At 65.4% G+C, this 22,915-nt stretch carries 23 protein-coding genes, 3 tRNA genes and 1 other RNA gene; 16 read left to right on the top strand and 11 right to left on the bottom strand.

Going from position 1 to position 22,915, the window contains the following annotated elements; translation table 11 throughout:
* The first annotated feature begins 63 nt into the window (after positions 1-63).
* Complete coding sequence (locus ACOGI7_RS15120; protein ID WP_419849571.1) at positions 64-1,194, top strand: hypothetical protein; 1,131 nt, start codon at positions 64-66, stop codon at positions 1,192-1,194.
* Here the strand turns inward: ACOGI7_RS15120 and ACOGI7_RS15115 are convergent.
* Both ACOGI7_RS15115 and ACOGI7_RS15110 read right to left on the bottom strand, forming a co-directional pair.
* A complete protein-coding gene (locus ACOGI7_RS15115) occupies positions 1,191-1,946 on the bottom strand; it encodes an SDR family NAD(P)-dependent oxidoreductase (RefSeq protein ID WP_419849570.1) in 756 nt (251 codons plus the stop codon). The two genes, ACOGI7_RS15120 and ACOGI7_RS15115, sit on opposite strands and share 4 nt — an antisense overlap.
* Positions 1,947-2,000: 54 nt before the next feature.
* Positions 2,001-2,091, bottom strand: a tRNA-Ser gene (locus tag ACOGI7_RS15110).
* A gap of 93 nt (positions 2,092-2,184) precedes the next feature.
* Between ACOGI7_RS15110 and ACOGI7_RS15105 the strand changes: the two genes are divergently transcribed.
* Entirely contained in the window at positions 2,185-2,829 is a 645-nt protein-coding gene (locus ACOGI7_RS15105; protein ID WP_419849569.1) for a nitroreductase family protein, read from the top strand.
* 43 nt (positions 2,830-2,872) lie between these two features.
* Positions 2,873-2,959 (top strand) — tRNA-Ser (locus ACOGI7_RS15100).
* Between the two features lie 17 nt (positions 2,960-2,976).
* On the opposite strand, the gene ACOGI7_RS15095 is transcribed toward ACOGI7_RS15100, so the two are convergent.
* Positions 2,977-3,064, bottom strand: a tRNA-Ser gene (locus ACOGI7_RS15095).
* A gap of 97 nt (positions 3,065-3,161) precedes the next feature.
* Between ACOGI7_RS15095 and ffs the strand changes: the two genes are divergently transcribed.
* The 3 genes from ffs (at position 3,162) to recR (ending at position 5,839) form a co-directional block, all read left to right on the top strand.
* An RNA gene (gene ffs / locus ACOGI7_RS15090) (signal recognition particle sRNA small type) lies at positions 3,162-3,260 on the top strand.
* 83 nt (positions 3,261-3,343) lie between these two features.
* Complete coding sequence (dnaX, locus tag ACOGI7_RS15085; protein WP_419849568.1) at positions 3,344-5,221, top strand: DNA polymerase III subunit gamma/tau; 1,878 nt, start codon at positions 3,344-3,346, stop codon at positions 5,219-5,221.
* A 6-nt stretch (positions 5,222-5,227) separates the two neighbouring features.
* Positions 5,228-5,839 (top strand): recombination mediator RecR, encoded by a 612-nt coding sequence (gene recR / locus ACOGI7_RS15080; RefSeq protein WP_419849567.1) that lies wholly within the window; start codon positions 5,228-5,230, stop codon positions 5,837-5,839.
* A 184-nt stretch (positions 5,840-6,023) separates the two neighbouring features.
* Here the strand turns inward: recR and ACOGI7_RS15075 are convergent, their stop codons facing one another.
* Positions 6,024-7,202 carry an acetyl-CoA C-acetyltransferase gene (locus tag ACOGI7_RS15075; RefSeq protein WP_419849566.1) on the bottom strand — a complete coding sequence of 393 codons (1,179 nt, stop codon included), beginning with the start codon at positions 7,200-7,202 and terminating at the stop codon, positions 6,024-6,026.
* 52 nt (positions 7,203-7,254) lie between these two features.
* Between ACOGI7_RS15075 and ACOGI7_RS15070 the strand changes: the two genes are divergently transcribed.
* Positions 7,255-8,130 carry a 5'-3' exonuclease gene (locus ACOGI7_RS15070; RefSeq protein WP_419849565.1) on the top strand — a complete coding sequence of 292 codons (876 nt, stop codon included), beginning with the start codon at positions 7,255-7,257 and terminating at the stop codon, positions 8,128-8,130.
* Between the two features lie 14 nt (positions 8,131-8,144).
* On the top strand, positions 8,145-9,281 hold the full coding sequence (locus ACOGI7_RS15065) for a nitronate monooxygenase (protein ID WP_419849564.1): 1,137 nt from the start codon (positions 8,145-8,147) through the stop codon (positions 9,279-9,281).
* Here the strand turns inward: ACOGI7_RS15065 and ACOGI7_RS15060 are convergent.
* A complete protein-coding gene (locus ACOGI7_RS15060) occupies positions 9,263-9,838 on the bottom strand; it encodes a TIGR00730 family Rossman fold protein (protein ID WP_419851527.1) in 576 nt (191 codons plus the stop codon). The two genes, ACOGI7_RS15065 and ACOGI7_RS15060, sit on opposite strands and share 19 nt — an antisense overlap.
* Before the next feature lie 51 nt (positions 9,839-9,889).
* Between ACOGI7_RS15060 and ACOGI7_RS15055 the strand changes: the two genes are divergently transcribed.
* From ACOGI7_RS15055 to ACOGI7_RS15045, 3 genes are read left to right on the top strand one after another with little or no spacing between them, the layout of a single operon-like run.
* Positions 9,890-11,446: an acyl-CoA carboxylase subunit beta gene (locus ACOGI7_RS15055; RefSeq protein ID WP_419849563.1), complete on the top strand. Its 1,557-nt coding sequence runs from the start codon at positions 9,890-9,892 to the stop codon at positions 11,444-11,446.
* Between the two features lie 14 nt (positions 11,447-11,460).
* Positions 11,461-11,655, top strand: coding sequence for a hypothetical protein (locus ACOGI7_RS15050; RefSeq protein WP_419849562.1), 195 nt, complete (start codon positions 11,461-11,463; stop codon positions 11,653-11,655).
* The gene (locus tag ACOGI7_RS15045) at positions 11,652-12,218 is read left to right on the top strand and encodes an MOSC domain-containing protein (RefSeq protein ID WP_419849561.1); all 567 of its coding nucleotides are present in this window, start codon (positions 11,652-11,654) and stop codon (positions 12,216-12,218) included. The genes ACOGI7_RS15050 and ACOGI7_RS15045 overlap by 4 nt, the downstream gene beginning before the upstream one ends.
* Here ACOGI7_RS15045 and aat read toward each other — a convergent pair.
* Complete coding sequence (gene aat, locus ACOGI7_RS15040; RefSeq protein ID WP_419849560.1) at positions 12,215-12,901, bottom strand: leucyl/phenylalanyl-tRNA--protein transferase; 687 nt, start codon at positions 12,899-12,901, stop codon at positions 12,215-12,217. The two genes, ACOGI7_RS15045 and aat, sit on opposite strands and share 4 nt — an antisense overlap.
* Positions 12,902-12,935: 34 nt before the next feature.
* Positions 12,936-14,327, bottom strand: coding sequence for a peptidylprolyl isomerase (locus ACOGI7_RS15035; protein ID WP_419849559.1), 1,392 nt, complete (start codon positions 14,325-14,327; stop codon positions 12,936-12,938).
* Between the two features lie 78 nt (positions 14,328-14,405).
* On the opposite strand from ACOGI7_RS15035, the gene ACOGI7_RS15030 reads away from it, so the two are divergent.
* Both ACOGI7_RS15030 and ACOGI7_RS15025 read left to right on the top strand, forming a co-directional pair.
* Positions 14,406-15,620 carry an aspartate kinase gene (locus ACOGI7_RS15030; protein WP_419849558.1) on the top strand — a complete coding sequence of 405 codons (1,215 nt, stop codon included), beginning with the start codon at positions 14,406-14,408 and terminating at the stop codon, positions 15,618-15,620.
* 41 nt (positions 15,621-15,661) lie between these two features.
* The gene (locus tag ACOGI7_RS15025) at positions 15,662-16,678 is read left to right on the top strand and encodes an aspartate-semialdehyde dehydrogenase (RefSeq protein WP_419849557.1); all 1,017 of its coding nucleotides are present in this window, start codon (positions 15,662-15,664) and stop codon (positions 16,676-16,678) included.
* Here the strand turns inward: ACOGI7_RS15025 and ACOGI7_RS15020 are convergent.
* From ACOGI7_RS15020 to ACOGI7_RS15005, 4 genes are read right to left on the bottom strand one after another with little or no spacing between them, the layout of a single operon-like run.
* Positions 16,675-16,929 carry a MazG nucleotide pyrophosphohydrolase domain-containing protein gene (locus ACOGI7_RS15020; protein WP_419849556.1) on the bottom strand — a complete coding sequence of 85 codons (255 nt, stop codon included), beginning with the start codon at positions 16,927-16,929 and terminating at the stop codon, positions 16,675-16,677. The two genes, ACOGI7_RS15025 and ACOGI7_RS15020, sit on opposite strands and share 4 nt — an antisense overlap.
* Before the next feature lie 11 nt (positions 16,930-16,940).
* Positions 16,941-17,783 carry a TauD/TfdA dioxygenase family protein gene (locus ACOGI7_RS15015; RefSeq protein ID WP_419849555.1) on the bottom strand — a complete coding sequence of 281 codons (843 nt, stop codon included), beginning with the start codon at positions 17,781-17,783 and terminating at the stop codon, positions 16,941-16,943.
* A 50-nt stretch (positions 17,784-17,833) separates the two neighbouring features.
* Positions 17,834-18,622: an SDR family NAD(P)-dependent oxidoreductase gene (locus tag ACOGI7_RS15010; protein WP_419849554.1), complete on the bottom strand. Its 789-nt coding sequence runs from the start codon at positions 18,620-18,622 to the stop codon at positions 17,834-17,836.
* An 11-nt stretch (positions 18,623-18,633) separates the two neighbouring features.
* Positions 18,634-19,023: a nuclear transport factor 2 family protein gene (locus ACOGI7_RS15005; RefSeq protein WP_419849553.1), complete on the bottom strand. Its 390-nt coding sequence runs from the start codon at positions 19,021-19,023 to the stop codon at positions 18,634-18,636.
* 22 nt (positions 19,024-19,045) lie between these two features.
* On the opposite strand from ACOGI7_RS15005, the gene ACOGI7_RS15000 reads away from it, so the two are divergent.
* The 3 genes from ACOGI7_RS15000 (at position 19,046) to ACOGI7_RS14990 (ending at position 22,850) form a co-directional block, all read left to right on the top strand.
* Positions 19,046-20,734 (top strand): N-acyl-D-amino-acid deacylase family protein, encoded by a 1,689-nt coding sequence (locus ACOGI7_RS15000; RefSeq protein ID WP_419849552.1) that lies wholly within the window; start codon positions 19,046-19,048, stop codon positions 20,732-20,734.
* Between the two features lie 99 nt (positions 20,735-20,833).
* Complete coding sequence (locus tag ACOGI7_RS14995; protein ID WP_419849551.1) at positions 20,834-22,399, top strand: acyl-CoA mutase large subunit family protein; 1,566 nt, start codon at positions 20,834-20,836, stop codon at positions 22,397-22,399.
* Positions 22,400-22,403: 4 nt separating this feature from the next.
* Complete coding sequence (locus ACOGI7_RS14990; RefSeq protein WP_419849550.1) at positions 22,404-22,850, top strand: cobalamin B12-binding domain-containing protein; 447 nt, start codon at positions 22,404-22,406, stop codon at positions 22,848-22,850.
* Positions 22,851-22,915: the final 65 nt, after the last annotated feature.

Raw genomic sequence — 22,915 nt, 5'->3', positions numbered from 1 at the left:
ACCGTTGATGGTACCAGCCTCTCCGACAATTGATGAGGGAAGCTGGTCTGTCACCATAGGCGGGTGCTGACCAAATTCGACGATTTCCCCATCCACCAGACCCCCGATCCCATCTCCACTCCCTCCACCGGGGAGAAGGACTTCTACGAGCGGTACTGGTTCAACGGCTACTCCAAAGTCGGCGACATGTACCTCGGCGTGGGCACCGCCCGCTATCCCCATCTCGACATCCAGGACTGCGGCATCAGCATCGTCCACAACGGCGTGCAGCACGCCTTCCACGCTTCGGCCCGGGCCAACCCCGAGCCGTCCGATTTGAGCGTGGGCCCCTTCAACCTGGAGATCACCGAGCCCATGAAGGCCTGCCGGGTGGTGCTGGCGCCCAACGAGACTGATTTCGCCGCCGATCTCACCTTCGAGGCCCGCACCGCGGCCATCGAGGAGCCCCGCCACCACTGGTCCGACGGCAGCCGCCGGATTATGGACACCACCCGGTTCACCCAATTCGGCCGCTGGCACGGCTGGATCGAATACGACGGCCAGCGCATGGAGATCGACCAAACCGAGACCTACGGCACCAAGGACCGCTCCTGGGGGGTCCGCCCAGTGGCCGGGGGCGACAACCGGGGCGCTCCCCAGGCCCCCCGAGCCATGGGGCTGTTCTTCTTGTGGGCGCCGCTTCACTGGGACGACATGTGCAGCCACTACCAGCTGTTTGAGGACACCCTGGGTCGCCCCCGGTTCCACGTGGGCGCCTTTCTGCCCGCCTACGACTCACTCGCCGACAATCCCGGTGTGGAGGATCCCGGAGTGGAGCCCATGCACCGCCTCGAGCACCAGCTCGAGTTCGAGTCCGGCAGCCGCATGATCAAGTCCGCCACCCTGGCCATGACCTCTCTGGAAGACGACACCCGCCACGAAATCACCTTCGAGAAGCAGTTCACCTACCGGATGAAGGGCATCGGCTACAGCCACCCCACCTGGTCGCACGGCGACTGGAAGGGCGAGCTGGCCATGGAGTCGGAGCGCTGGAAGCTGGCCGACGTCGACGAAACCGCCTTCGAAAACCAGCACGTCCAGCACCTCATGAAGGTCCGCATGGGCGACCGCCAAGGCATCGGCGTCCTAGAGCAATCCATCTTCGGCCCCTACCGCCCCTACAACCTAGAAGGCCACATAGCCCCCGCCAGCTAACGCAGGTAGGCGTCTCCGCCGTCGATGTTGACGGTGGTGCCGGTCATGTAGCTGGCGGTGTCGCTGCATAGGAAGGCCACGACTCGGCCGATGTCGATCTCGGCGTCGCCAACTCGCTTGAGGGCGAAGCGTTCTTGGAGGGCGGCGAAGCCCTCGGGGTTGAATCCCTTCCAATCCTCCATGGCCGGCGACATGGCCACCGGCATCAGGGTGATGGCCCGGATGCCGTCGGCCCCCCATTCCATGGCGGCGGCCCGGGTGATCGACTGGATGGCCGACTTCACCCCGGCGTACACCCCCATGCCGCTGGGATCGGTCTTGAGGCTCGACCCCGACCCCTGGTTGATGATCACCCCGCCGTCCTTCAGATAGGGATGGCACAGCCGCATGAACCGGATGGAGGCCAGCGCCCCCGAGGTCCACGCCGCTATGCAGGCCTCGTCGCTCACCTCCAGCAAGTGCCCGTGGGGCACCTGCTGGGCGTTGTTCACCAAGATGTCGACGGTGCCGAAGTGATCCACCGTGCGGTCAACGCACGCCTGAATATCGTCCAGTTCGTTCACGTCGCACACCAGTGCCAGCGCGGAACCGCCTCGCTCGGCAATCTCTGCCGCCACTGCCTGCACCTTCGACTCGGTCCGAGCGGCCACCGTGACCCCGGCGCCCTCAGCCGCCAGCGCCAAGGCGATCCCCCGGCCCACTCCCTGGCCCCCGCCGGTAACGATGGCCGTCTTCCCGTCAAGCATTCCCATGGGGTCGAACCCTATCCCGGCAGGCTTGGCATTCCACGGGCAACCAGCAATGAGCGGAGAGGGTGGGATTCGAACCCACGAACCACCTTGCGGCAGTTACTTCCTTAGCAGGGAAGCGCCTTCAACCGGACTCGGCCACCTCTCCAGGCCCTCCCACCCTAGCGAATCGCTCCCGTACCGGCCTCATGGATTGCCCAGCCACGCGCCTACCATCCAGGAACATGAGAGATTGTGAGCGATGACACCGTTTGAGACCGGCACCACTGATCGGCTGCTTTCCACCACTCGGTCGGTGCGGCGTCGGTTGGACTTCGATCAGCCGGTGGATACCGACGTTTTGCGGGACTGCGTGCAATTGGCCGCCTACGCCCCCAATGCCTCAAATGCCCAGGACTGGCGCTGGGTGATCGTGACTGACCCCGATCCTCGGGCGGCCATCGCCGAGCACTACCGGGCAGGCATCGTTCCGCCCATGCAGGAGCTCTTGGAACGGCGTCGGGCCGACGGGGACGCCGTCGGCGTCCGCCACTCCGAGGCGGTGCTGTACCTGGCCGAGCGGTTCCACGAAGTGCCCGCCCTCGTCATCCCCTGCATCCGGGGCCAGCTCGACCCCGACCTCGATCTCGCCTGGACCGCCAGCCTGTTCGGCTCGATCCTGCCCGCGGTGTGGAGCTTCCAACTCGCCCTCCACAGCCGGGGCCTGGCCTCAACCTTCACCACCGCCCATTTGCTGGCCGCCGACGAGGTGGCCGAGCTGCTGGGCATTCCCGACGACTATCTCCAGATGTGCCTAATTCCCGTGGCCTACCTGCGGGGCGACGACCTCAAGCCCCCTGCCCGCAAGGACTCCGACGAGATCATCGCCTGGAACACCTGGGCGTAATCCACCTCATCAGCACTACCTGCCCACCACTATCCTCCCCCTCGGAGGGATGGCAGAGCGGACGATTGCAGCGGCCTTGAAAGCCGTAGGGCCTTCCGGGGTCCCGGGGGTTCGAATCCCCCTCCCTCCGCTTGACCGCTTGGAGAATGGCGGAGGGGGTGGGATTCGAACCCACGGTGACTTGCGCCACACACGCTTTCCAAGCGTGCCGATTCGGCCGCTCTCGCACCCCTCCGGGAGTTAGGAAATTTACCGCACACCGACGGGCGGTCCTGCACCGGTTGCCGCTATCCTGACGACATCTGGGCCGTGGGCCCGGTTTGGAATGTGATGGTCGGGTCCTGTGCAACGCCAGCCCGTGAACCGAGTCAGGGCCGGGAGGCAGCAGCTCTCAGCGGATCCTGGGGTGTGCCGCAGACCGCCTGGCCATCACTTTCGAAACCGGAGACCCACGGCCCGACTGATTCCGCCCGACTGGGCCTAGCTGTCACTCAGCGTGAGTAAAGTCGGCACAATGGCCCTTCAGGCGCTCTATCGACGGTATCGGCCGGGTTCCTTTGCGGAGCTGAGGGGCCAAGAGCCTGTCGTCCGAGCTCTGCAAAACGCGGTCCAACAGGGGCGGGTCGGCCACGCCTACTTGTTCAGCGGCCCTCGCGGGACGGGCAAGACCAGCACGGCCCGCATTCTGGCCAAAGCCCTCAACTGCACCGATTTGGGCAAAGACGGCGAGCCATGTGGCCGGTGCCAGTCGTGTCTGGACATCGCCAACAACACCTCCTACGACCTCATCGAGCTGGACGCCGCATCCAACAACAAGGTGGACGATGTCCGCGACCTCATTTCCCGGGTGGCGATGGGCTCCCCCGGCAAGGCCAAGGTGTACGTCCTAGACGAGGTCCACATGCTTACCACCGGAGCAGAGAACGCCCTCCTGAAAACGCTTGAGGAACCTCCCGACCACGTGGTGTTTGTGCTGTGCACTACCGAGCCCCACAAGGTGGTGCCCACCATCCGCAGTCGCACACAGCACCTGGAGTTCAACCTCATCGACGGCGACGTGCTGGCCGACCATGCTCGCTGGGTGGTCGGCCAGGCCGGACTGGAGGTGGGTGAGGATGCCATCGACCACGCCGTCCACCGGGGAGCCGGATCAGCCCGCGACACGCTGTCGGCCCTCGACCAGATCGTGGCCGCCGGCGGAGTGGCCGATCGGCTCGACGCCGTCGACGCCATTATCGAGGCTTTGGGGGGACAGGACTACGGTCCCGCGTTCGTTGCTGTGCACGAGGCCTTGCGGTCGGGGCGGGAGCCCAGAATCATCGGCGAGGCCCTGCTCGACCGCCTTCGCAACGCCTTTCTGGGCGCGATGGGCGCCGATCTGAGCCACCTCACCGATGCCCAGCAGGAAAGCGCCCGGGCCACGGCGGCACTGATTCCCCCGGCCGGCCTCACCCGAGCGCTGGAGGTGCTGGGTACTGCCCTGGTGGATATGCGCCAAGCTCCCGATCCCCGGGTTGACTTGGAAGTGGCCTTGGGACGACTTACCCGCCGCGACCTCGACACCGACCTCAACGCGCTGTTGGAGCGCATAGAACGGCTCGAGCGTCACGGCCCATCTGCCCCCACGGTGTCCGATAGCGGCGATGGTCCTGCTTCTGCCTCTCCGGCTTCGCCTGCCCGCCACACCGGTGGTCCCACCAGCGGTCACGAGCGGGCCCGTGCCGCCATCGCCCAAATCCAGGCCAAGCAAACCGAGGCCGAGTCGCCCTCGACGGCACCGGTTGAACAGGACTCCGCATCCGGAGCTTCCCCAACCCCAGATCGAGTCCCGCGGCCCACGTTGGGAGCAATGCGGGCAGGAAAGGCCTCGTCCGCTCCATCGACCGCCGACGAAGCCGCTTCACCCCCTGAATCCGACACTGTCCCCGCCGACGCCGACGGCTCGCTGCCCTCCCGTGAGGAAATCGTCCTCGCTTGGGGGGACACCATCTTGGCCAACCTGCCCAACAAGGTTCGCGTCCGCTTCCAAGCGGGCCGCTTCCTGGCCAACGACGGCGGCAGCGCGGTGTTCGCTCTCCCCAACAAGATCCATCTGGATCGCTGCGAAGAAGCCCGCAACGAGGTGGACAGCGCTCTTCACGAGCATTTCGGGCGGCCCGTGCCAATGCGCCTGGCCATTGACGACGACAGCATCGCCCCGCCCCCCGACCTTCAGCCCCCACGGTCGCGCTCGGTCTCCTCGGATCAAGACGAGGCCGAGGCCATCGACCCCGACGAGCTCATGGACGAGGAAACTGTTACCCAAGAGGCCATCTCCAACCTCATGGAAGCGTTTCCCGACTCCGAGCTCGTCACCTTCGATCCGCCGGCTGCCTCCAGCCAACAGGGATAGCCGAGCGTGAGCAGCGTCTACACCGCCCCGGTACAGGTGCTGATCGACGAGTTAGGCCGCCTCCCCGGCATCGGCCCAAAGTCCGCTCAGCGCATCGCCTTTCACTTGTTGAAGGTCTCCGAACAGGATGCTGTGAGGCTGGCCGACGCCATCAAGGAGGCCAAAGCTCGAATCCAGTTCTGCCAGCGGTGTTTCAACATCACCGAGCACTCTGAATGCGAGCTGTGCGCCGACCACCGGCGCGATCCAGCCATCTTGTGCGTGGTGGAAGAACCTCGGGACATCGTGGCCTTGGAGAAGACCCGGGAATTCCGGGGTCGCTACCACGTGCTTGGCGGCGCCATCAGCCCCATCGAGGGAGTTGGCCCCGATCAACTCCGGATCAAAGAGCTGCTGGCCCGTATTGGCGATGAGAACGTTACCGAGGTCATCTGCTGCACCAACCCCAACATCGAGGGGGAGGCCACTGCCATGTATCTGGCCCGACTCATCGAGCCGCTCGGAGTGGCCGTCACCCGCATCGCCAGCGGCCTCCCGGTGGGCGGCGACCTGGAATACGCCGATGAACTCACCCTCAGCCGGGCCCTAGAGGGACGCCAGCGCATCACCGCCGGCTGAGTCGCCAGGCCCTTTCAAGGAAAGACGCAACCGGCTGAGTCGCCCAACTTTCAAACGCAAGACACCGCCTTAGCGAGCCGGACGGGGGGCATTGGGAACCGACACGCATAAGGCGGTGCTTGTTTGTTGCAATTACATTACAAAGATGACGAAACAAAGTCAAGTCATACCGGGTCTGTAACAATTAAACCCGTACCAACAGCGCATCTCCTTGGCCTCCGCCGCCGCACAGCGCAGCTGCCCCCACACCGCCGCCTCGGCGACGCAGCTCGTGCAGCAGCGTGAGCACGATGCGGTTTCCGCTCGCTCCGATGGGGTGTCCCAAGGCGATGGCGCCGCCGTTCACGTTCACCACGTCCTCGGAGACCCCCAGATCGGCCATCGACGCCAGCGCCACCGCCGCGAACGCCTCGTTGATCTCGAACAGGTCCACGTCGCTCAAGCTCAAATCGGCCGATTTGAGCGCCTGGAAAATGGCGTGCGACGGCTGGGTGAGCAACGAAGGGTCCGGACCGGCTACCTGTCCATATCCCAAATATGTCCCCAGCGGCTCCACTCCGAGCTGCTCGGCCCGCTCCCGACTGGCCACCACCAGCGCGCTGGCCCCGTCGGAGATCTGTGAAGCGTTGCCCGCGGTGATGTTGCCCGCCTCCGCGAACGCCGGGCGCAGCCGGCCCAGCGACTCGGCGGTGGCGTCGGTGCGCACCCCCTCATCAGCCGGCACCGTCACTGGATCGCCTCGGCGCTGGGGCACCTCGACCGGCACCACCTCGTCGTCGAACCGACCGGCGGCCGCGGCGGCCGCGGCCCGCTGATGCGACTGGGCCGAGAACGTATCTTGGGGCTCGCGGGGCAATCCGCTCGACGCGGCGTACTTCTCGGTACCCGTCCCCATGGCGCAGTGGTCGAAGGCGCAGAACAGCCCGTCGTACATCATGGAGTCCACCAGGTCGGCGTCTCCCAGGCGATACCCCTCCCGGGCCTTGGTCAACAGGTAGGGCGCCTTGGTCATCGACTCCATGCCTCCGGCCACCACTATTTCGGCGTCGCCCGCGGTGATCATCTGGTGGGCCAGGTAAACGGTGTTGATTCCCGACAGGCACACCTTGTTCACCGTGGTGGCCGGCACCGTCATCGGGATGCCCGCCCCCACCGCTGCCTGTCGAGCCGTGGCCTGACCCTCACCGGCCAACAGCACTTGACCCATGAACACGTAGTCCACCTGCTCGGGGGCCACGCCCGCCCTCTCCAGCGCGGCTCGAATGGCCAGCGCCCCCAGTTCGGTCCCCCGAAACGACGCCAGCCCGCCCGACATCTTCCCGATGGGCGTGCGGGCTCCGGCCAAGATCACCGTTTCGCTCATTGCTCCCCCTTTGTCTGTTCGCCTTCGCTGCCGAACAGGATACGGTCGCGATGTGCGGGTCCACCTTGTTGACGGGACATATGAGCTGTTCCGCTACCACTTCTCCCCTGGCAACCGCGACCCCGAGCACGGGGCGGCCCGGGGAGTGGTCCACAGCATGCTCCAACTGGTCGACGACGGGGCCACCCACATCGGAATAGCCACCGACCAGGTGATCGAGTCGTTCCGCAACGACCTGTGGCCTGGATACAAGTCGGGCGAAGGGGTGCCCCCTGAGCTGATGGCCCAGTTCCCCCTGGTGGAGGAGGCGCTGGCCGCCGCCGGATTCTGCGTGTGGCCCATGGTGGAATACGAGGCCGACGACGCCATGGGGGCCGCCGCCCGCAAAGCCGCCCTCGACCCAGGCGTTGAGCAGGTGTTGGTCTGCACCCCCGACAAGGACCTTGCCCAGTGCGTGACCGGCGACGGGCGCATTGTGCAGTACGACCGCCGTCAGCAGAAGCTCATCGACTATGACGGAGTGGTGGCCAAATTCGGGGTGGCGCCCGAGTCGATCCCCGACTACCTGGCCCTGGTGGGCGACACCGCCGACGGCTTCCCCGGCTTGGCCGGCTGGGGCGCCCGCTCCACCGCGACGGTGCTGTCTCACTACCGCCATCTGGAGAACATCCCCGATGCCGTGGGCCAGTGGGAAGTCAGCGTTCGAGGCTCGGCCAAGCTGGCCGCCACCCTGGCCGAGAACCGGGAGCTGGCCATGCTCTTCCGGGAGGTGGCCACCATCGCCCACGACGCCCCGACGTTTGATGGCCTCGACGAATTAGAGTGGGCCGGCCCCACCCCGGAGTTCCCCGAGCTGATGGGCAGATTGGGCGGCGACCATCTTGTTGAGCGAGCCGACGGCCTGAAGCGCCGATTGGGAAAGACCTGAAAGGAAGACCAGATATGCGTACTGCGGTCACCGAGATGTTTGACATCGAGTTCCCGATCCTGGCCTTTACCCACTGCCGCGATGTGGCCGCCGAGGTCAGCCGGGCCGGTGGATTGGGCGTGCTGGGCGTTGTCGGACACACCGAGGAAGACCTGGAAACCGATCTGGCTTGGATCCAAGAGCAGGTCGGCGACCGCCCCTTCGGCGTCGATCTTGTGGTTCCCGCCCGCTACGAGGGTGTCGAACAGGGCGGGCTGGACGTCGAGCAAGCCCACTCGCTCATCCCTGATGAGCACCGGCGATTTCTCGACGAGCTGCTCGAGCGCTATGAAGTGCCGCCGCTGCCACCCGACGACAGCTCACCCCGGGACTGGGGTCCCGCCGCCCCGCTGTCGGGCCGCCGCGCCGGTCGCCAACTTGAGATCGCCTTGGCCTACCAGCCTGCACTGGTGGCCAACGCGTTGGGCCCGCCTCCCCCGGAGATGATCGCCCAGAGCCATGATGCCGGTGCCCGGGTCGCCGCCCTGGCTGGCCGGGCCGCCCACGCCGAGCGCCATGTGGCCGCCGGCGTCGACATCATTGTCGCTCAGGGATACGAGGCTGGCGGCCACACCGGAGAGGTGGGCTCGATGGTTCTCATCCCCGAGGTAGTGGACGCGGTGGCCCCAGTGCCGGTGTTGGGCGCTGGGGGCATCGGCCGAGGGCGCCAAATGGCCGCAGCCATGGCACTGGGCGCCCAAGGGGCATGGTGCGGCTCGGTGTGGCTTACCACCGAGGAGGCTGAAACCCATCCCGCGGTCAAGCAGAAGTTCCTGGCTGCTGGATCTTCTGACACGGAGCGGTCCCGCACCATCACCGGCAAGCCGGCCCGGATGCTGCGCTCGGCCTGGACCGAGGAGTGGAACCGGTCCGACACCCCCGACCCTCTCCCCATGCCGCTTCAGATCATGCTGACCGGCGAGCCCCGCCGCCGCATCGACCGGGTGGCCCACCACCCCGGCAGCGGTGCCGAGAAGCTGACCAACTATTTCGTCGGCCAAATCGTGGGCGCCATGAACCAATCCCTCCCCACCCGCCAAGTGGTCTACAACCTCGTCGAAGAGTTCATCGAGGCCGTAGAAGGCCTCCAGTCTCAACTCGAAGACGGATAAAGCAGCTCGAGGGCCTTATCGATCGAGCCCGCCCGCCGGATGATCCCCGCCTTCTCGGGCTTGATGAACCCAACATCGACAAGCTGTTGGTGAAACGCGGCCAACGGCTCCCAGAACCCATCCTCATCCAACAGCACCACCGGTTTGTACCGACCGCCCTCGTGCAGCCCCAGCTGGGTCCAGGTGGCGGCTTCGAACAGCTCCTCCTGCGTTCCCAATCCGCCCGGCAGCGCGCAGAACCCGTCCGACAGCGAGTACATGAGCTGCTTGCGCTCGTGCATGTCGGTTACCAAGTGGAGTTCGGTCAGCCCCTGATGGGCCACTTCGATCTCGTCCAGAAAGTTCGGTATCACCCCGATCACCTCGCCGCCCGCGGCCATCACCGCGTCGGCCATCACCCCCATGAGCCCCACCCGACCCCCACCGAACACCACGCCAATGTCCTCATTGGCCAGCCGCCGTCCCAAATCAGCCGCCAAAGCCGCATACCCTGCCTGAGTCCCCAACGACGAGCTGCAAAAGACGGCAACGCGCCTCTGCGCCTGCCCTGAATCCAAAGCCACGAGAGTGAGGCTACCCACCTAGACCCCATGTAGCCTGTCACCACAATGGCCGAGCACTCGATGAAAGACCGCCTCAACGACCTAGAGCGCCGCAAGCACGAGGCCCTGCACGCCGGCCCCCAGCGGGCGGTCGACCGCCAGCACGAGAAGGGCAAGATGCTGGCCCGGGAGCGCATCGAGTACCTGCTCGACGACGGCTCCTTCCACGAGCTCGACATGCTGGCCCGCCATCGGGCCCTGGACAGCGGCATCGAAGAGCGGCCCTACACCGACGGCGTGATCACCGGCTGGGGCACCATCGACGGCCGCAAGGTGTTCTTGTTCGCCCAAGACTTCACTGTGTTCGGCGGCGCGCTGGGAGAGGTGTTCGCCGAGAAAATCCACAAGGTGATGGACCTGGCCTTGTCGGTGGGCGCGCCCATGATCGGCCTCAACGATGGCGCCGGCGCCCGCATCCAAGAAGGGGTGGTGTCGCTCGACTCCTACGGCGGCATCTTCCACCGCAACGTCAAATCCTCGGGAGTCATCCCCCAGATCAGCGTGATCCTGGGGCCGTGCGCCGGCGGGGCGGTGTACAGCCCGGCCATGACCGACTTCGTGTTCATGGTGGCCGAGAAGTCGCACATGTTCATCACCGGCCCCGACGTGGTGAAGACGGTCACCGGAGAAGAGGTCACCCTCGAGGACCTGGGCGGCGCCCGCTCCCATTCCACCAAGTCGGGGGTGGCCACCTTCGTGGGCCAGACCGAGGAAGAGGTTCTGGACGAGGTCCGCTTCCTGGTCAGCCATCTGCCCGCCAACAACCTGGAGGAGCCCCCCCAGATCGACGCCACCGACGATCCTGAGCGCCTGACCCCCGAGCTGCGCGACATCATGCCCGACAGCCCCAACCTTCCCTACGACATGCGCACGGTGATCCAGGCGGTCGTGGACGACGGGGAGTTCATGGAGTACCACGCCCACTGGGCCCAGTCCATCGTGTGCGGTTTTGCCCGGCTCAACGGCTACACCGTCGGCGTGGTGGGCAACCAGCCGATGGTGCTGGCCGGAGTGCTGGACATCGAGTCATCCTCCAAAGCGGCCCGTTTTGTGCGGACCTGCGACGCCTTCAACATCCCGCTTGTGACCTTCGTGGATGTGCCCGGGTTTCTGCCGGGAGTCGACCAGGAGCACGGCGGCATCATCCGCCACGGAGCCAAGTTGCTCTACGCCTACTGCGAGGCCACGGTGCCCCGCATCCAGATCATCACTCGAAAGGCCTATGGCGGGGCCTACGTGGTGATGGACTCCAAGTCGGTGGGCTCCGACCTGTCGTTCGCGTGGCCGGGTGCCGAACTGGCCGTCATGGGGCCGCAGGGGGCAGTGGAGATCATCCACCGCCGCGAGCTCCAGTCGGCCGCCGATCCGGTCGCCCGGCGAGCCGAGCTGGTGGACGACTACACCGAGCGCTATGCCAACCCCTACATAGCCGCCGAGCGGGGCTACATCGACGATGTGATCGACCCAGCCGACACCCGGCGCCTGGTGATCGCCGGATTCGAGATGCTCCGCTCCAAACGCGAGGAGCTGCTGCCCCGCAAGCACGGGGTTATCCCGCTGTAATAGTCCTTGTAGACATGAGCATCATCCAGATCACTCCTCAGCCAACCGAAGCCGAGGTGGCCGCCATTTTGGCGGCTCATGAGGCTCTTTGGCCCCGCCCCGCCGCCGACCAGCCTCCCGCGGCAATCGCACCCCGCTGGCGGTTCAGCGGACGCTGGTGGACGGCACCGGCAGCAACCCGTCGGGGGAAGCAGACCCTTAGACGATGACCGCCGACCACGCCCGCCACCGGACGCCCGAGGAGCTGGAGGCCGCGCTCGACCACATCCGCCAAGCCCCTGCCGACCACGGCACGCTAAAGCTGATTGTGCGCCGCCCGGCGGTGGACGAGCGGGAAGTGCTGGACACCGGAATGCTCAGCCTGGACGAGGGCTTGGTCGGCGACACCTGGAATCGTCGGGGCTCAAGCAAAACTCCCGACGGCGGTCCCCTTCTCGATGCCCAGCTCAACATCATGAACGCCCGAGCCGCGGCCGCGGTGGCCGGGCCTATCGAACGATGGGCCCTCGCCGGCGACCAGCTCTACATCGACCTCGACATCAGCTTGGAAACCCTCCCGGCCGGCACTCAACTCGCCATCGGTGAAGCCGTCATCGAAGTCACCGCCGAACCTCACACGGGTTGCGGCAAATTCTCCCGCCGATTCGGCCTCGACGCCCTTCGATTCGTCAACTCCCCCATTGGTCGAGCCCTCAATCTCCGCGGCATCAACGCCCGCGTCATCCGCTCCGGCCCCGTCCACACCGGCGACGCGGTTACCCGCCTGTCCTAGCGTGGCCAAAGCGCCGAAGGTTGCTTCACCGCTGCCTTCAAACGAGTCAAGTACTCGCTTCGGGGAATCTCCACCGCCCCCAAACTCTGCATGTGCTCCGTCGCCCACTGCACATCCAGCAGCCGCCCAACCCCCCCTTGGGCCAGCCGCCCAACCAGCGACACCAACGCCACTTTGGAGGCATCGCGATCAACATGGAACATCGACTCCCCGGCGAAGAGCCCGCCGATCGACACTCCGTACAGCCCGCCCACCAACTCTCCCTCTTCCGACCATGCCTCCACGCTGTGGGCCCAACCCAGGCGGTGCAGCCGCACATAGGCGTCTCGGATGTCCGGTGAGATCCATCCGTGGGGGCGCTCGATGGTTCGACAAGCGTCGATGACATCGGCAAAGGCAACATCGGCGGTGATCCGATAGCGCCGCAGCGACCGCCGCAGCGACCGGGTCACCCGGAGATCTTCGAGCGGGATCACCCCCCGGGGATCGGGCGACCACCACCCCAGTTTGTCGGTGCGCCCCAACGGCATCGGGAACAAGCCGGATCGGTAGGCAGCCAGCAGCGTGCCCGGGGCCAAGTCGGCCCCCACTGCCACCAAACCATGCTCATCAGCCGACTCCGCAGGAGGAAACTCCCACTGGCTGGGCTCGGGGCGGAGTGGACTATCTGGCCTCACCCCCATACTCTGCCCCACCCAGAGAGGCGGGGCTGCGGGGCTAGCCGGATTCTTCGATGGCGACCGAGTTGACGATCACCTGGGGATCGGGGCCGCCGCCCAGCGGGTTGTTGGGCTGATCCACATGGCTGGCCAAGATGGCCTCGGCCACCGCCAGGCTCGCATCGTCCATCTGGCCGAACACCACGTAAGTGCCCTGGTTGTTGAGCCGGGCGGTCTGCTCGTCGACTGCGAAGAAGAACTGGGCGCTGGCGCTGTTGGGCGCCGCGGTGCGGGCCATCACGATCTGGCCCGGCTCATAGGTGAACCCCGAGCCCTCATCGGGGATGGTGTAGCCCGGACCGGGGTCGCTCGGCGAGTTGGTGTGCGGCGCCCCGCCCTGGATGATGCCGATGCCCGGATCGGTCCGGAACAACAGCGTGTTGTCGTAATAGTGGTAGAGGGCCAGCACCGCGAAGTTGTTGGCCGTGATGGGCGTGTTGACCATGTCGAGGGCGATTCGCATCTCCCCCGCCGTGGTGTCGAACACCGCGGTGTACTGCTTGGAGGCGTCCAAGCACATCGGCTGGGGACCGTCGAAATCCAGAACCTGGGGTCCCGAACCGTCAGCTGGTGGACATCCGCTCAAATCAATGCTCCCTTCAGAAGTGGGGTTGATGGGTTGTATTTCAATGGAGTTGACGATGACCGCCTCCGAAGGCCGTCCTCCGAAAGCGGTATCGGGGTTGTCAACATGGCTGTTCAGTATGGTTCGAATCAAACCGAGGCTGTTGTCCTCAATCTGGCCCAGCACCGTCAGACCCGATACCGACTGGGACGGCTGGAACTCGTCTTCGGTCAAGAACAGGAACTGGCCGGTAGAGCTTCCCTCTGCCGCCCAGAGAAGCTGGCCGGCTTGATAATCGACCGATTCGCCCGGCATCACGGTGAAACCCGGGCCGGAATCGTCGGCGTTGTTGGTGTGGGGCGATCCACCCTGGACATACCCTCCGATGGGATCGGTGTAGAAGATGGCCGTTTGGTCGTAGTAGCCGCGATCAGCCAACACCGCGAACGCATTCACCGCCTCCGGTGCTGGCCCTTGATCGAGGTTCACCCGAATCAGCCCTTGGCTGGTATCAAACACCGCCGAATACCGAAGTCCAGGATCGAGATACTGATCTGGGGCCGATTCGAATGTCCGCTCTCCACCAGGAGCAGGGGGCGGAGGAAGCTCGGGAAAATCGACGGCCACAGTGCCGTCGTCGGTGGTTTGCTCGTCGTCGCCTCGCACCATCAACCAGAAGATCACCACGGCCACGATGACCGCGGCGGCAATCAGCGCGATCCGCACTCCTCGAGAGCGGATTCGACCGCGGACCGCCGTCACCTTGGCCCGCTGCTGGGCGACCTGCCGGCGCTCTCGCTGCCGCTCTCTCTTGTTGGTGGCCATCGAGGGAAACTTAGCGGCCGAAAAAACTCGGAATACAACCACCGAAGTCGCGATCAATGGCCGGTAGCGTTTTGTGTCGTGGCCTTAGTGGTGCAGAAGTTTGGCGGCACGTCGGTGGCCAACGCCGATCGCATCCGCGAGGTAGCCGACCATGTGCGCCGGTGCCGAGACCGGGGCGATCAAGTCGTTCTGGTGATCAGCGCCATGGGCAAGGAGACCGACGAGCTGCTGGCGCTGGCCTCTGCGGTGTCCGGAACCCTCCCGGGCCGGGAATTGGACATGCTCATCACCGCGGGCGAGCGCAAAGCCTGTGCCCTGGTATGCATGGCCCTTCACGATTTGGGAGTGCCCGCCGACTCCTTCACCGGCAGTCAGGCCGGCTTCATCACCGACACCAACCATGGGAACGCCAAGATTCTGGAGATCACCCCCGGTCGGGTTCAGGCTGCGTTGGACGCGAACCGGGTGCCGGTGGTGGCCGGGTCGCAGGGAGTGAGCACCGAGAATGATGTGACGTTTCTGGGCCGAGGCGGCTCCGACACTACGGCCGTGGCGATCGCCCAGACCCTGGGTGCCGATGCGTGTGAGCTTTATACCGACGTGTCGGGGGTGTTCACCACCGATCCGCGAGTGTGCCCCGACGCCCGCAAGCTGAGCAGCATCTCCTTTGACGAACTCCTGGAGATGACCGCAGTCGGCTGCCCCAAGCCGGCGATGCGCTCAGTCGAGGTAGCCCAGAATTATGGCGTCAAACTGCACATTCGATCCGCATTCACCTGGGAGCAGGGCACCTGGGTGGTCAAGGAGGAGCCCTCCATGGAGCAACCCATCATCCGATCAGTCACCCCAGACACATCGGAGGCCAAGATCACCGTCACCGGAGTGGCCGATCGGCCCGGAGTGGCCGCGGCAATGTTCCGGAAGCTCGCCGACGCCGGTGTGAACGTGGACATGATCGTGCAGAACGCCTCCGAGGACGGCATCACCGACATCTCGTTCACCGTTCCCGACGGCGACGCCGACACCGCGGCCGAAATCACCCGGTCAGTGGCTGACCACATCGGCGCCACCGGAGTGACCGCCGACCGGGACATCGCCCGGATCAGCCTGGTGGGAGCGGGAATGAAGTCCCACCCCGGCGTGGCCGCCACCATGTTCGAGACTCTGTCGGAGAATCAGATCAACATCGAGATGATCTCCACATCGCCGATTCGCATCAGCTGCGTGATCCGCCAAGACCACGCCGACGCAGCCACTCAAGCGCTGCACAGGGCGTTTGGCCTGGCTCAATAACAACATCGGGAATTTGATTCTCTGACGGTAGGATTGCCGCCGTGAGAGTCGCGGTTGTCGGTGCCACCGGCCAGGTGGGCGGGGTGATGCTCCGCCTGTTGGATGAGCGCGATTTCCCCATCGAAGAGTTGCGGGTGCTGGCCTCGGCTCGCTCCGCCGGTCGTTCCATGTCGTGGCGGGATCGCGACCTGGTGGTGGAAGATGCCGCTACTGCCGACTATCGCGGGGTGGATGTCGCGCTGTTCTCCGCGGGAGGGGGCACGTCCCGGGAACTTGCCCCCCGTGTGGCCGATGCCGGAGCCACGGTGATCGACAATTCCTCCGCGTGGCGGATGGACCCCGATGTGCCCCTAGTGGTGCCCGAGGTCAACGCCCACACTCTGGCCAGCATTCCCAAGGGAATCGTGGCCAATCCCAACTGCACCACCATGGTGGCCATGCCAGTGCTCAAGCCCCTGGCCGCCGACGCCGGGCTGCGCCGCATGGTCTACTCGTCGTACCAAGCGGTGTCCGGAGGCGGGCTGGCCGGAGTCGCAGAGCTTGACGAACAGGTGCGCAAAGTGGCTGACGACGCCGTTGGCCTTACCCACAATGGCCAGGCCGCTTCGTTCCCGGCAGCGTCGGTCTTTGCCGCTCCCATCGCCTTCAATGTGGTTCCCGAATGCGGCTCTTGGACCGACGACGACTCGGGAGAGACCTCCGAAGAGCGCAAGCTGGTCGAGGAGAGCCGCAAGATCCTCGAACTACCCGATCTGGCGGTGAGCGCCACCTGCGTGCGAGTGCCGGTGTTCACCGGCCACTGCCTGGCCATCAATGCTGAGTTCGACCACCCCATCAGCCCCGAGCGGGCCGCCGAACTGCTCTCAGACGCCCCCGGGGTCAAACTCGACCACGTCCCCACACCCTTGGCCGCCGCCGGCATCGACCCCACCCTGGTCGGCCGCATCCGCGTCGACCGCACCGTGCCCCACGGCCTGTCTCTATTCGTGGCCGGCGACAACCTCCGCAAAGGCGCCGCCCTCAACGCCATCCAAATCGCCGAAGCGCTTCTTTCCTAGCGCGGCGGATTATCCCGATACCGCAACGCGGCTTCTTCCAGGCTGAGATCTAGCTGATTGGCCAACGACGCCAACCAGGCCAACACATCCCCCAGTTCGTGCAAACGCTCGGTGTCATCGCCCTTGCGCACCGCCTGGGCCAGCTCTCCCAGCTCCTCGCACAGCCAGGCCACCGTGGCCGGGATTCCCCGCTCTCGGTCTTGGGGACCGTACAGGTCGTCCATGAGCTGTTGAAAGGCCGCGATCTCCACTGCGGCTCTGTTTACTCCATTGGAGGTCCGTTCACGGTGACCCGGTGCATGAAGCGGCGCCCGTCCGTCCAGTCGGGAACGGCGGCGTGCTGCACCGCCCGGTTGTCCCAGATGGTGAGGGTGCCCGGTTCCCACTGCACTCGACATTGAAACTGAACGCTGGCGATGTGATCCCACAAGAACTCCAGCAGCCAGCGGCTCTCCGCCGGGTCCATGCCCTCGATGGCCACGGTGAACTGCGAGTTCACGTAGAGCCCCCGACGCCCGTTGTAGGGGTGGGTGTGCACTATGGGGTGCGTGTTCTCCACATCGGGGTGTTCATGGCGGGGCTTGTCCCAGTGGCGCTTGTATGTGCCCTGAGGCCCAAAGGTTGCAGAGCTGGAGTGAACCGCCCGCAGCCCCTCCAGGCGCTGCTGCCACTCCGGCGACAGCGCCTCGTAGGCCGCTTGGACGTGGGTGAATAGGGTGTCGCCACCCACCGGGGGCACTTCGAAGGCATACAGGAACGACGCCAACGGCGGCTCGACCTCAAAGGTCACATCGGCGTGCCACTTCAGCACCTTGTTCATCTCGGTGGTGTCCATGATGAGGATCTCGGGATGCTCGGGCATGTTCACCGCGAACGGATGAGTGTGCAGCGAGCCGAAGATCTCGCCGATCGCCTTGTGCTGGACGGGAGTGAGGTCTTGGCCCCGGATGGCGATCACTCCATAGGTGAACAACAGCTCCCTCAGCCGCTCATGCCAAGCCGGGTCCTCCAAGTGTTGGGCCAGATCGACGCCCTCCACATAAGCGCCGACGACCCCAGTTATCGGTGTGACCCTCAGATCTTCGGTGACTGTGATCAAAGCCATGTGATCAACTCCACGCAGTAGCCCACCCCTACCGTAGCCCTACCTTGGCGTCAGAGGCGATAGCCCCCATCTACGCTGATCACTTGCCCGGTGATCCCCCCGCCGGCTTCTGAGGCCAACAACACGGCCATCGGGGCCAGCTCCTCAGGCTCCAAGATCCGGCGCTGGGCGCTGTCGGCATGGGCGTCGGCCTCGGCCTGAGCAGCGGTGACCCCCTTGGCCGCGGCCAGCTTTTCGAAGTCCACCAGCGCCGTGTTGGTCCATCCCGGACAGAGGCAGTTCACCGTGATCCCATACGGTGCCGCCGACATGGCCAACTGCTTGGTGAGGCCCACCAGGCCGTGCTTGGCCGCGGTGTAGGCCACGCTGGCCGCTGCCCTCTTGGACGCACCCGAGCCGATGTTGATAATGCGGCCACAGCCCTGCTCCCGCATCGGGGCAAGCGCTTCCTGGCTGGTCCAGAAGGCTGAAATCAGGTTCAACCGCAAAGTACCCATGAACGCCTCGGCATCTCCCGAGAATGGGTCGTGATTTCCTCCCGACGAGCCCCCCACGTTGTTCACCAGCACGTCGACGCGCCCGAACTCGGTCATAGCGGCTCGTACCGGTGACCGTGCCTGGTCCTCGTCGGCGGCGTCTGCCACCACCGCCAGGCCTCGACCGCCCGCCCCTTCGATCTCGGCCACCACCGAATCAAGCTGCTGTTGGGTCCGGGACGACACCACCACCGCCGCCCCCTCCCGGGCCATCTCCAGCGCAATCGCCCGGCCAATCCCCCGGCCACCGCCGGTGACCACCGCCACCCGGCCTTTCAAAACGCTCCGGCTCGCATCCGACATGCCGAGCCGCGCTACCCGTACGAGATGGTGCGATGGGCCAGCTTCCACCCGCCGTCTGTGCGCACCAGACGATCCCGATAAGTCCCGAACAACGCGATCGACGGCTCGGTGGCGGTATTTGCCCAAAACTGCCAGTAGGCGTCAGAAACAGCCTCATCGCCGTCTACCGCCACTGCCTGAGTGGTGATCACATGCCGCGTGTTGCTCCCCGGACCAACGGTTCCCGCCGCCCGACGCTCAATCGCCCCCGCCAAGAGGTTCTCCCGCCCCTGAATGGCCGCCCCCGGCATCTCCCACAAGGCATCGTCGGCAAACAACCCCACGTACTCCTCCAGATCCCCGTCATCAGCCAATATCGCCAACCGAGCCACCACATTCCTGATCGCAGCATCATCACTCATGCCGAGAGACTAACTTCGACCCATGCACGACCTCGCAATCCGCGCCGGAACAGTGGTCGACGGCACCGGCCAAGCACCGTTCACCGCGGATATCGCCATCAACAACGGCACCATCACCGACATCGGCAAAGGCGTCGGTCCAGCCCGCCAGGAACTGGACGCCGACGGTCTCTTAGTCACCCCCGGCTTTGTCGACATTCATACCCACTACGACGGCCAAGTCTCCTGGGACCCCGACATCACCCCATCGGTGTGGCACGGCGTGACCACCGTGGTAATGGGCAACTGCGGAGTGGGCTTCGCCCCCGTGCGCCCCGGCAGCGAGGACTGGCTCATCGGCCTCATGGAAGGCGTGGAAGACATCCCCGGCGCCGCCCTCGCCGAAGGCATCCAGTGGGAGTGGGAGAGCTTTCCCGAGTACCTCGATGCCGTCGAGCGCAAGCCCCGCACTATCGACGTGGCCGCCCAAGTGCCCCACGGCGCGCTCCGGGCCTACGTCATGGGCGAGCGTGGGGCCGACCACAACAACCACCCCACTTCCGGGGAGATCGCCGAGATGGCCCGGCTGGCCGCCGAAGGCGTGGCCGCCGGCGCGGTGGGCTTCACCACCAGCCGCACCATCAACCACAAGACCAAGGACGGCGAGCACACCCCCAGCCTCACCGCCGGCGCGCCCGAGCTGTGGGCCATTGCCGAGGCCGTGGGGCAAACCGGCAAGGGCGTGTTCGAGATGGTGGGCGACTGGGGGGATTTGGATGCCGAGTTCCACTTGGTGGCCGAGATGGCCCGGCTCAGCGGCCGTCCGCTGTCCATAACCATCGCCGTCCCCGACAGCCGCCCCGATCTGGGCCACCAACTCCTCGATCGCATCGCCCAGGCCGACGCTGCCGGCATCCCGCTGCGAGCCCAAGTGGCCAGCCGTCCGGTGGGAGTCCTCGTCGGTCTCCAATCCACCTATCACGCGCTCCTGTCCTGCCCCAGCTATCGGCAGATTGCCAGCCTCGACCTGAACGAGCGGGTGGCCCAGCTCCGGGAGCCCGAGATGAGGGCCCTTCTAGTGTCCGAACTGGCCGCCCAGCCTCTCCACACCTTCAATCAGCTGGAAAAGCTCTTCCCGCTGGGCGAGATCCCCGATTACGAACCTTCACCTGAGACCAGCGTGGCCGCCGACGCCGCCCGACGGGGAGTCGATCCCCATGAGGCTCTCTATGACGCTTTGCTGGCCCGCGACGGCGCCGAGCTGCTCTACGTCCCGGTTATGAACTACGGCGACGGGGATTTCGAGCTCACCAGGGAGATGCTCTCCCACCCGCTCAGCGTCCCCGGCTTGGGCGACGCCGGCGCCCACGTTGGTTTCCTGTGCGACGGCAGCATGCCCAGCTTCCTTCTCTCCCACTGGGGACGGAATCGCACTCGAGGGGAGACCATCCCGGTTGAGCTACTCGTCAAATGGCAGTGTGCCGACACCGCGGCCTTGATCGGTTTCGACGATCGGGGCGTGCTCGCCAAGGGAAAGCGGGCCGACATCAATCTCATCGATTTCGATCGGCTCAGCTTGCGGGCACCCGAGATGGTCTTCGATTTGCCCGCCGGCGGGCGGCGGTTGATTCAAAAAACCAACGGCTTTGTCGCCACCCTGGTCGCCGGCCAAGAGGTGCTCGCCGATGATGAGCTGACCGGTGCTCGGCCCGGCCAGTTGGTGCGGAGCTGAACAGTCCTTCGGGTAGAACAAGCGCTTTTTTCACCGAAAAACGAAAATATGTCGATAGTTGCACTTCCAACTATCGGACTTCCTTGATAGAATTCTCCAATGGTCGAGACCATGTCGGGAATTCCCCTCGACCCTACTTACGGCGACGGGTTGCAACCAGGCGAGCACCCCTACACCCGCGGGCTGTATCCCACCGGCTATCGGAGCAAATTGTGGACCATGCGGATGTTCGCCGGGTTCGGAACCGCCACCGACACCAACGCCCGGTTCCACGCTCTGCTTCGAGCTGGGGGAACCGGACTGTCCACCGCCTTCGACATGCCCACCCTCATGGGCCGCGACTCCGATCACGAGTGGTCGCAGGGTGAAGTCGGCCGGGCCGGGGTGGCCGTGGACACCCTGGCCGACATGGAGGACCTGTTCGCGGGCATCGAATTGGACAAGGTAACCACCTCGATGACCATCAACGGGCCAGCCGCCATCTGTATGGCCATGTACATCGCGGTGGCTGAGAAGAGCGGCGTCGGCCGGGTCCACCTCGGCGGGACCATCCAGAACGACATCTTGAAGGAGTACCAGGCGCAGAAGGAGTACATCTTTCCGCCCCGACCGTCGGTCCGTCTCGTCACCGATTTGATCCGCTTCACCACTGCGGAGATGCCCCGCTGGCACCCGGTCTCCATTTCCGGCTACCACATCCGCGAGGCCGGCTCGACCGCCGCCCAAGAGCTGGCTTTCACGCTGGCCAACGGGTTCGCCTATGTCGAGGCCGCCATCGCCGCCGGTCTCAAGGTGGACGACTTCGCCCCCCGGCTCTCGTTCTTCTTCAACGCCCACAGCGACTTTTTTGAGGAGATCGGCAAATTCCGGGCTGCCCGCCGAATCTGGGCCACCTGGATGAAGGACCGCTACGGCGCTGCCAACCCCAAATCGCAGATGTGTCGTTTCCACACCCAGACCGCGGGCGTCTCCCTCACTGCCCAGCAACCGGAGAACAACATCGCCCGGGTGGCTATCCAGGCTCTATCCGCAGTACTGGGCGGCACCCAGAGTCTGCACACCGATTCCTATGACGAAGCCCTGGCCCTGCCCACTGAGAAGGCCGCTCGCATCGCCCTTCGCACTCAGCAGATCGTGGCCCATGAGACCGGCGCCGCTTCGGTGGTCGACCCGCTGGGCGGCGCCCACTTCGTGGAGTGGATGACCGACGAGATGGAGCGCCAAGCCAACGAGATATTCGACCACATCGATCAAATCGGCCGCGGCTCCATGCTGGAGGGGGTGTATGCCGGCATCGACGACGGCTACTTCGTCGGGGAGATCGCCGACGCCGCCTACCGCTTCGAACGCGAGGTGAACGCCGGTCGGCGCATCATCGTCGGAGTCAACGAATTCACCGAGAACGACGACGACGAAGCCAATCTTCTTTCCATCGGACACGCCACCGAGGAGATGCAGATCAAGCGCCTCGATCAGGTCCGCGGGGATCGCAGCGATGATGCGGTCCGAGCTTCTCTGGCCGCGCTGGTCGAAGCCGCCGGTCAGCCCGACGTCAACCTCATGCCGTCCATCATCGACGCGGTGCAGACCTATGCCACCGAGGGCGAGATCGTCGCGGCGCTGGAGTCGGTGTTCGGGACCTATGTCGAAACCGCGATGGTGTGACCCGATGAGCGAGGCATCCGGCACTTCGCCGCTGTCTGCGGACGACTCAGAGCCGCTGCGGGTGGTATTGGCCAAGCTGGGCTTCGACGGCCATGACCGCGGCCTGAAGGTGGTGGCCCGAACTCTGCGCGATGCGGGCATGGAAGTGATCTACCTGGGACTGCGCCAGACCACCGACAGCATTGTCGCGGCCTGTGAGCAGGAAGACGCCGACGTGATCGGGCTGTCGATGCACAACGCCGGCCACCTCACCCTGGCCCCCCGCATGGTGCAGGCCGTTGAGGAAGCTGGTTTGGGTGTGCCGGTGGTGATCGGCGGCATCGTGCCTGCCGAAGACGTGACTGTTCTGATCGAGGCCGGCGTGGCCGCGGTGCTGGGACCCGGGGCATCAGCCGATGAAGTGGTGGCTGCGGTGCGCGCTGCCGTGGCCTGCCAGTCCCCAGCCCGGTGAGCCCTCAGCCCGGTGACATCTCAGCCTGGTGAACTCTCCGCCCGCGGATCCCTTCTTGGGCGTCA

The organism is Candidatus Poriferisocius sp. (genome assembly GCF_965204145.1).
Classification (GTDB): domain Bacteria; phylum Actinomycetota; class Acidimicrobiia; order Acidimicrobiales; family Bin134; genus Poriferisocius.
This window is presented reverse-complemented; position numbering and strand designations above follow the sequence as displayed.

Coding starts and splice junctions, on each gene's coding strand:
- ACOGI7_RS15105 (WP_419849569.1), top strand. CDS start 2,185: ATGACACCGTTTGAGACCGGCACCACTGATCGGCTGCTTTCCACCACT.
- ACOGI7_RS15065 (WP_419849564.1), top strand. CDS start 8,145: ATGCGTACTGCGGTCACCGAGATGTTTGACATCGAGTTCCCGATCCTG.
- ACOGI7_RS15115 (WP_419849570.1), bottom strand. CDS start 1,946: ATGGGAATGCTTGACGGGAAGACGGCCATCGTTACCGGCGGGGGCCAG.
- ACOGI7_RS15045 (WP_419849561.1), top strand. CDS start 11,652: ATGACCGCCGACCACGCCCGCCACCGGACGCCCGAGGAGCTGGAGGCC.
- ACOGI7_RS14995 (WP_419849551.1), top strand. CDS start 20,834: ATGGTCGAGACCATGTCGGGAATTCCCCTCGACCCTACTTACGGCGAC.
- dnaX (WP_419849568.1), top strand. CDS start 3,344: ATGGCCCTTCAGGCGCTCTATCGACGGTATCGGCCGGGTTCCTTTGCG.
- ACOGI7_RS15035 (WP_419849559.1), bottom strand. CDS start 14,327: ATGGCCACCAACAAGAGAGAGCGGCAGCGAGAGCGCCGGCAGGTCGCC.
- ACOGI7_RS15075 (WP_419849566.1), bottom strand. CDS start 7,202: ATGAGCGAAACGGTGATCTTGGCCGGAGCCCGCACGCCCATCGGGAAG.
- ACOGI7_RS14990 (WP_419849550.1), top strand. CDS start 22,404: ATGAGCGAGGCATCCGGCACTTCGCCGCTGTCTGCGGACGACTCAGAG.
- ACOGI7_RS15010 (WP_419849554.1), bottom strand. CDS start 18,622: ATGTCGGATGCGAGCCGGAGCGTTTTGAAAGGCCGGGTGGCGGTGGTC.
- ACOGI7_RS15005 (WP_419849553.1), bottom strand. CDS start 19,023: ATGAGTGATGATGCTGCGATCAGGAATGTGGTGGCTCGGTTGGCGATA.
- ACOGI7_RS15050 (WP_419849562.1), top strand. CDS start 11,461: ATGAGCATCATCCAGATCACTCCTCAGCCAACCGAAGCCGAGGTGGCC.
- ACOGI7_RS15015 (WP_419849555.1), bottom strand. CDS start 17,783: ATGGCTTTGATCACAGTCACCGAAGATCTGAGGGTCACACCGATAACT.
- aat (WP_419849560.1), bottom strand. CDS start 12,901: ATGGGGGTGAGGCCAGATAGTCCACTCCGCCCCGAGCCCAGCCAGTGG.
- ACOGI7_RS15055 (WP_419849563.1), top strand. CDS start 9,890: ATGGCCGAGCACTCGATGAAAGACCGCCTCAACGACCTAGAGCGCCGC.
- ACOGI7_RS15000 (WP_419849552.1), top strand. CDS start 19,046: ATGCACGACCTCGCAATCCGCGCCGGAACAGTGGTCGACGGCACCGGC.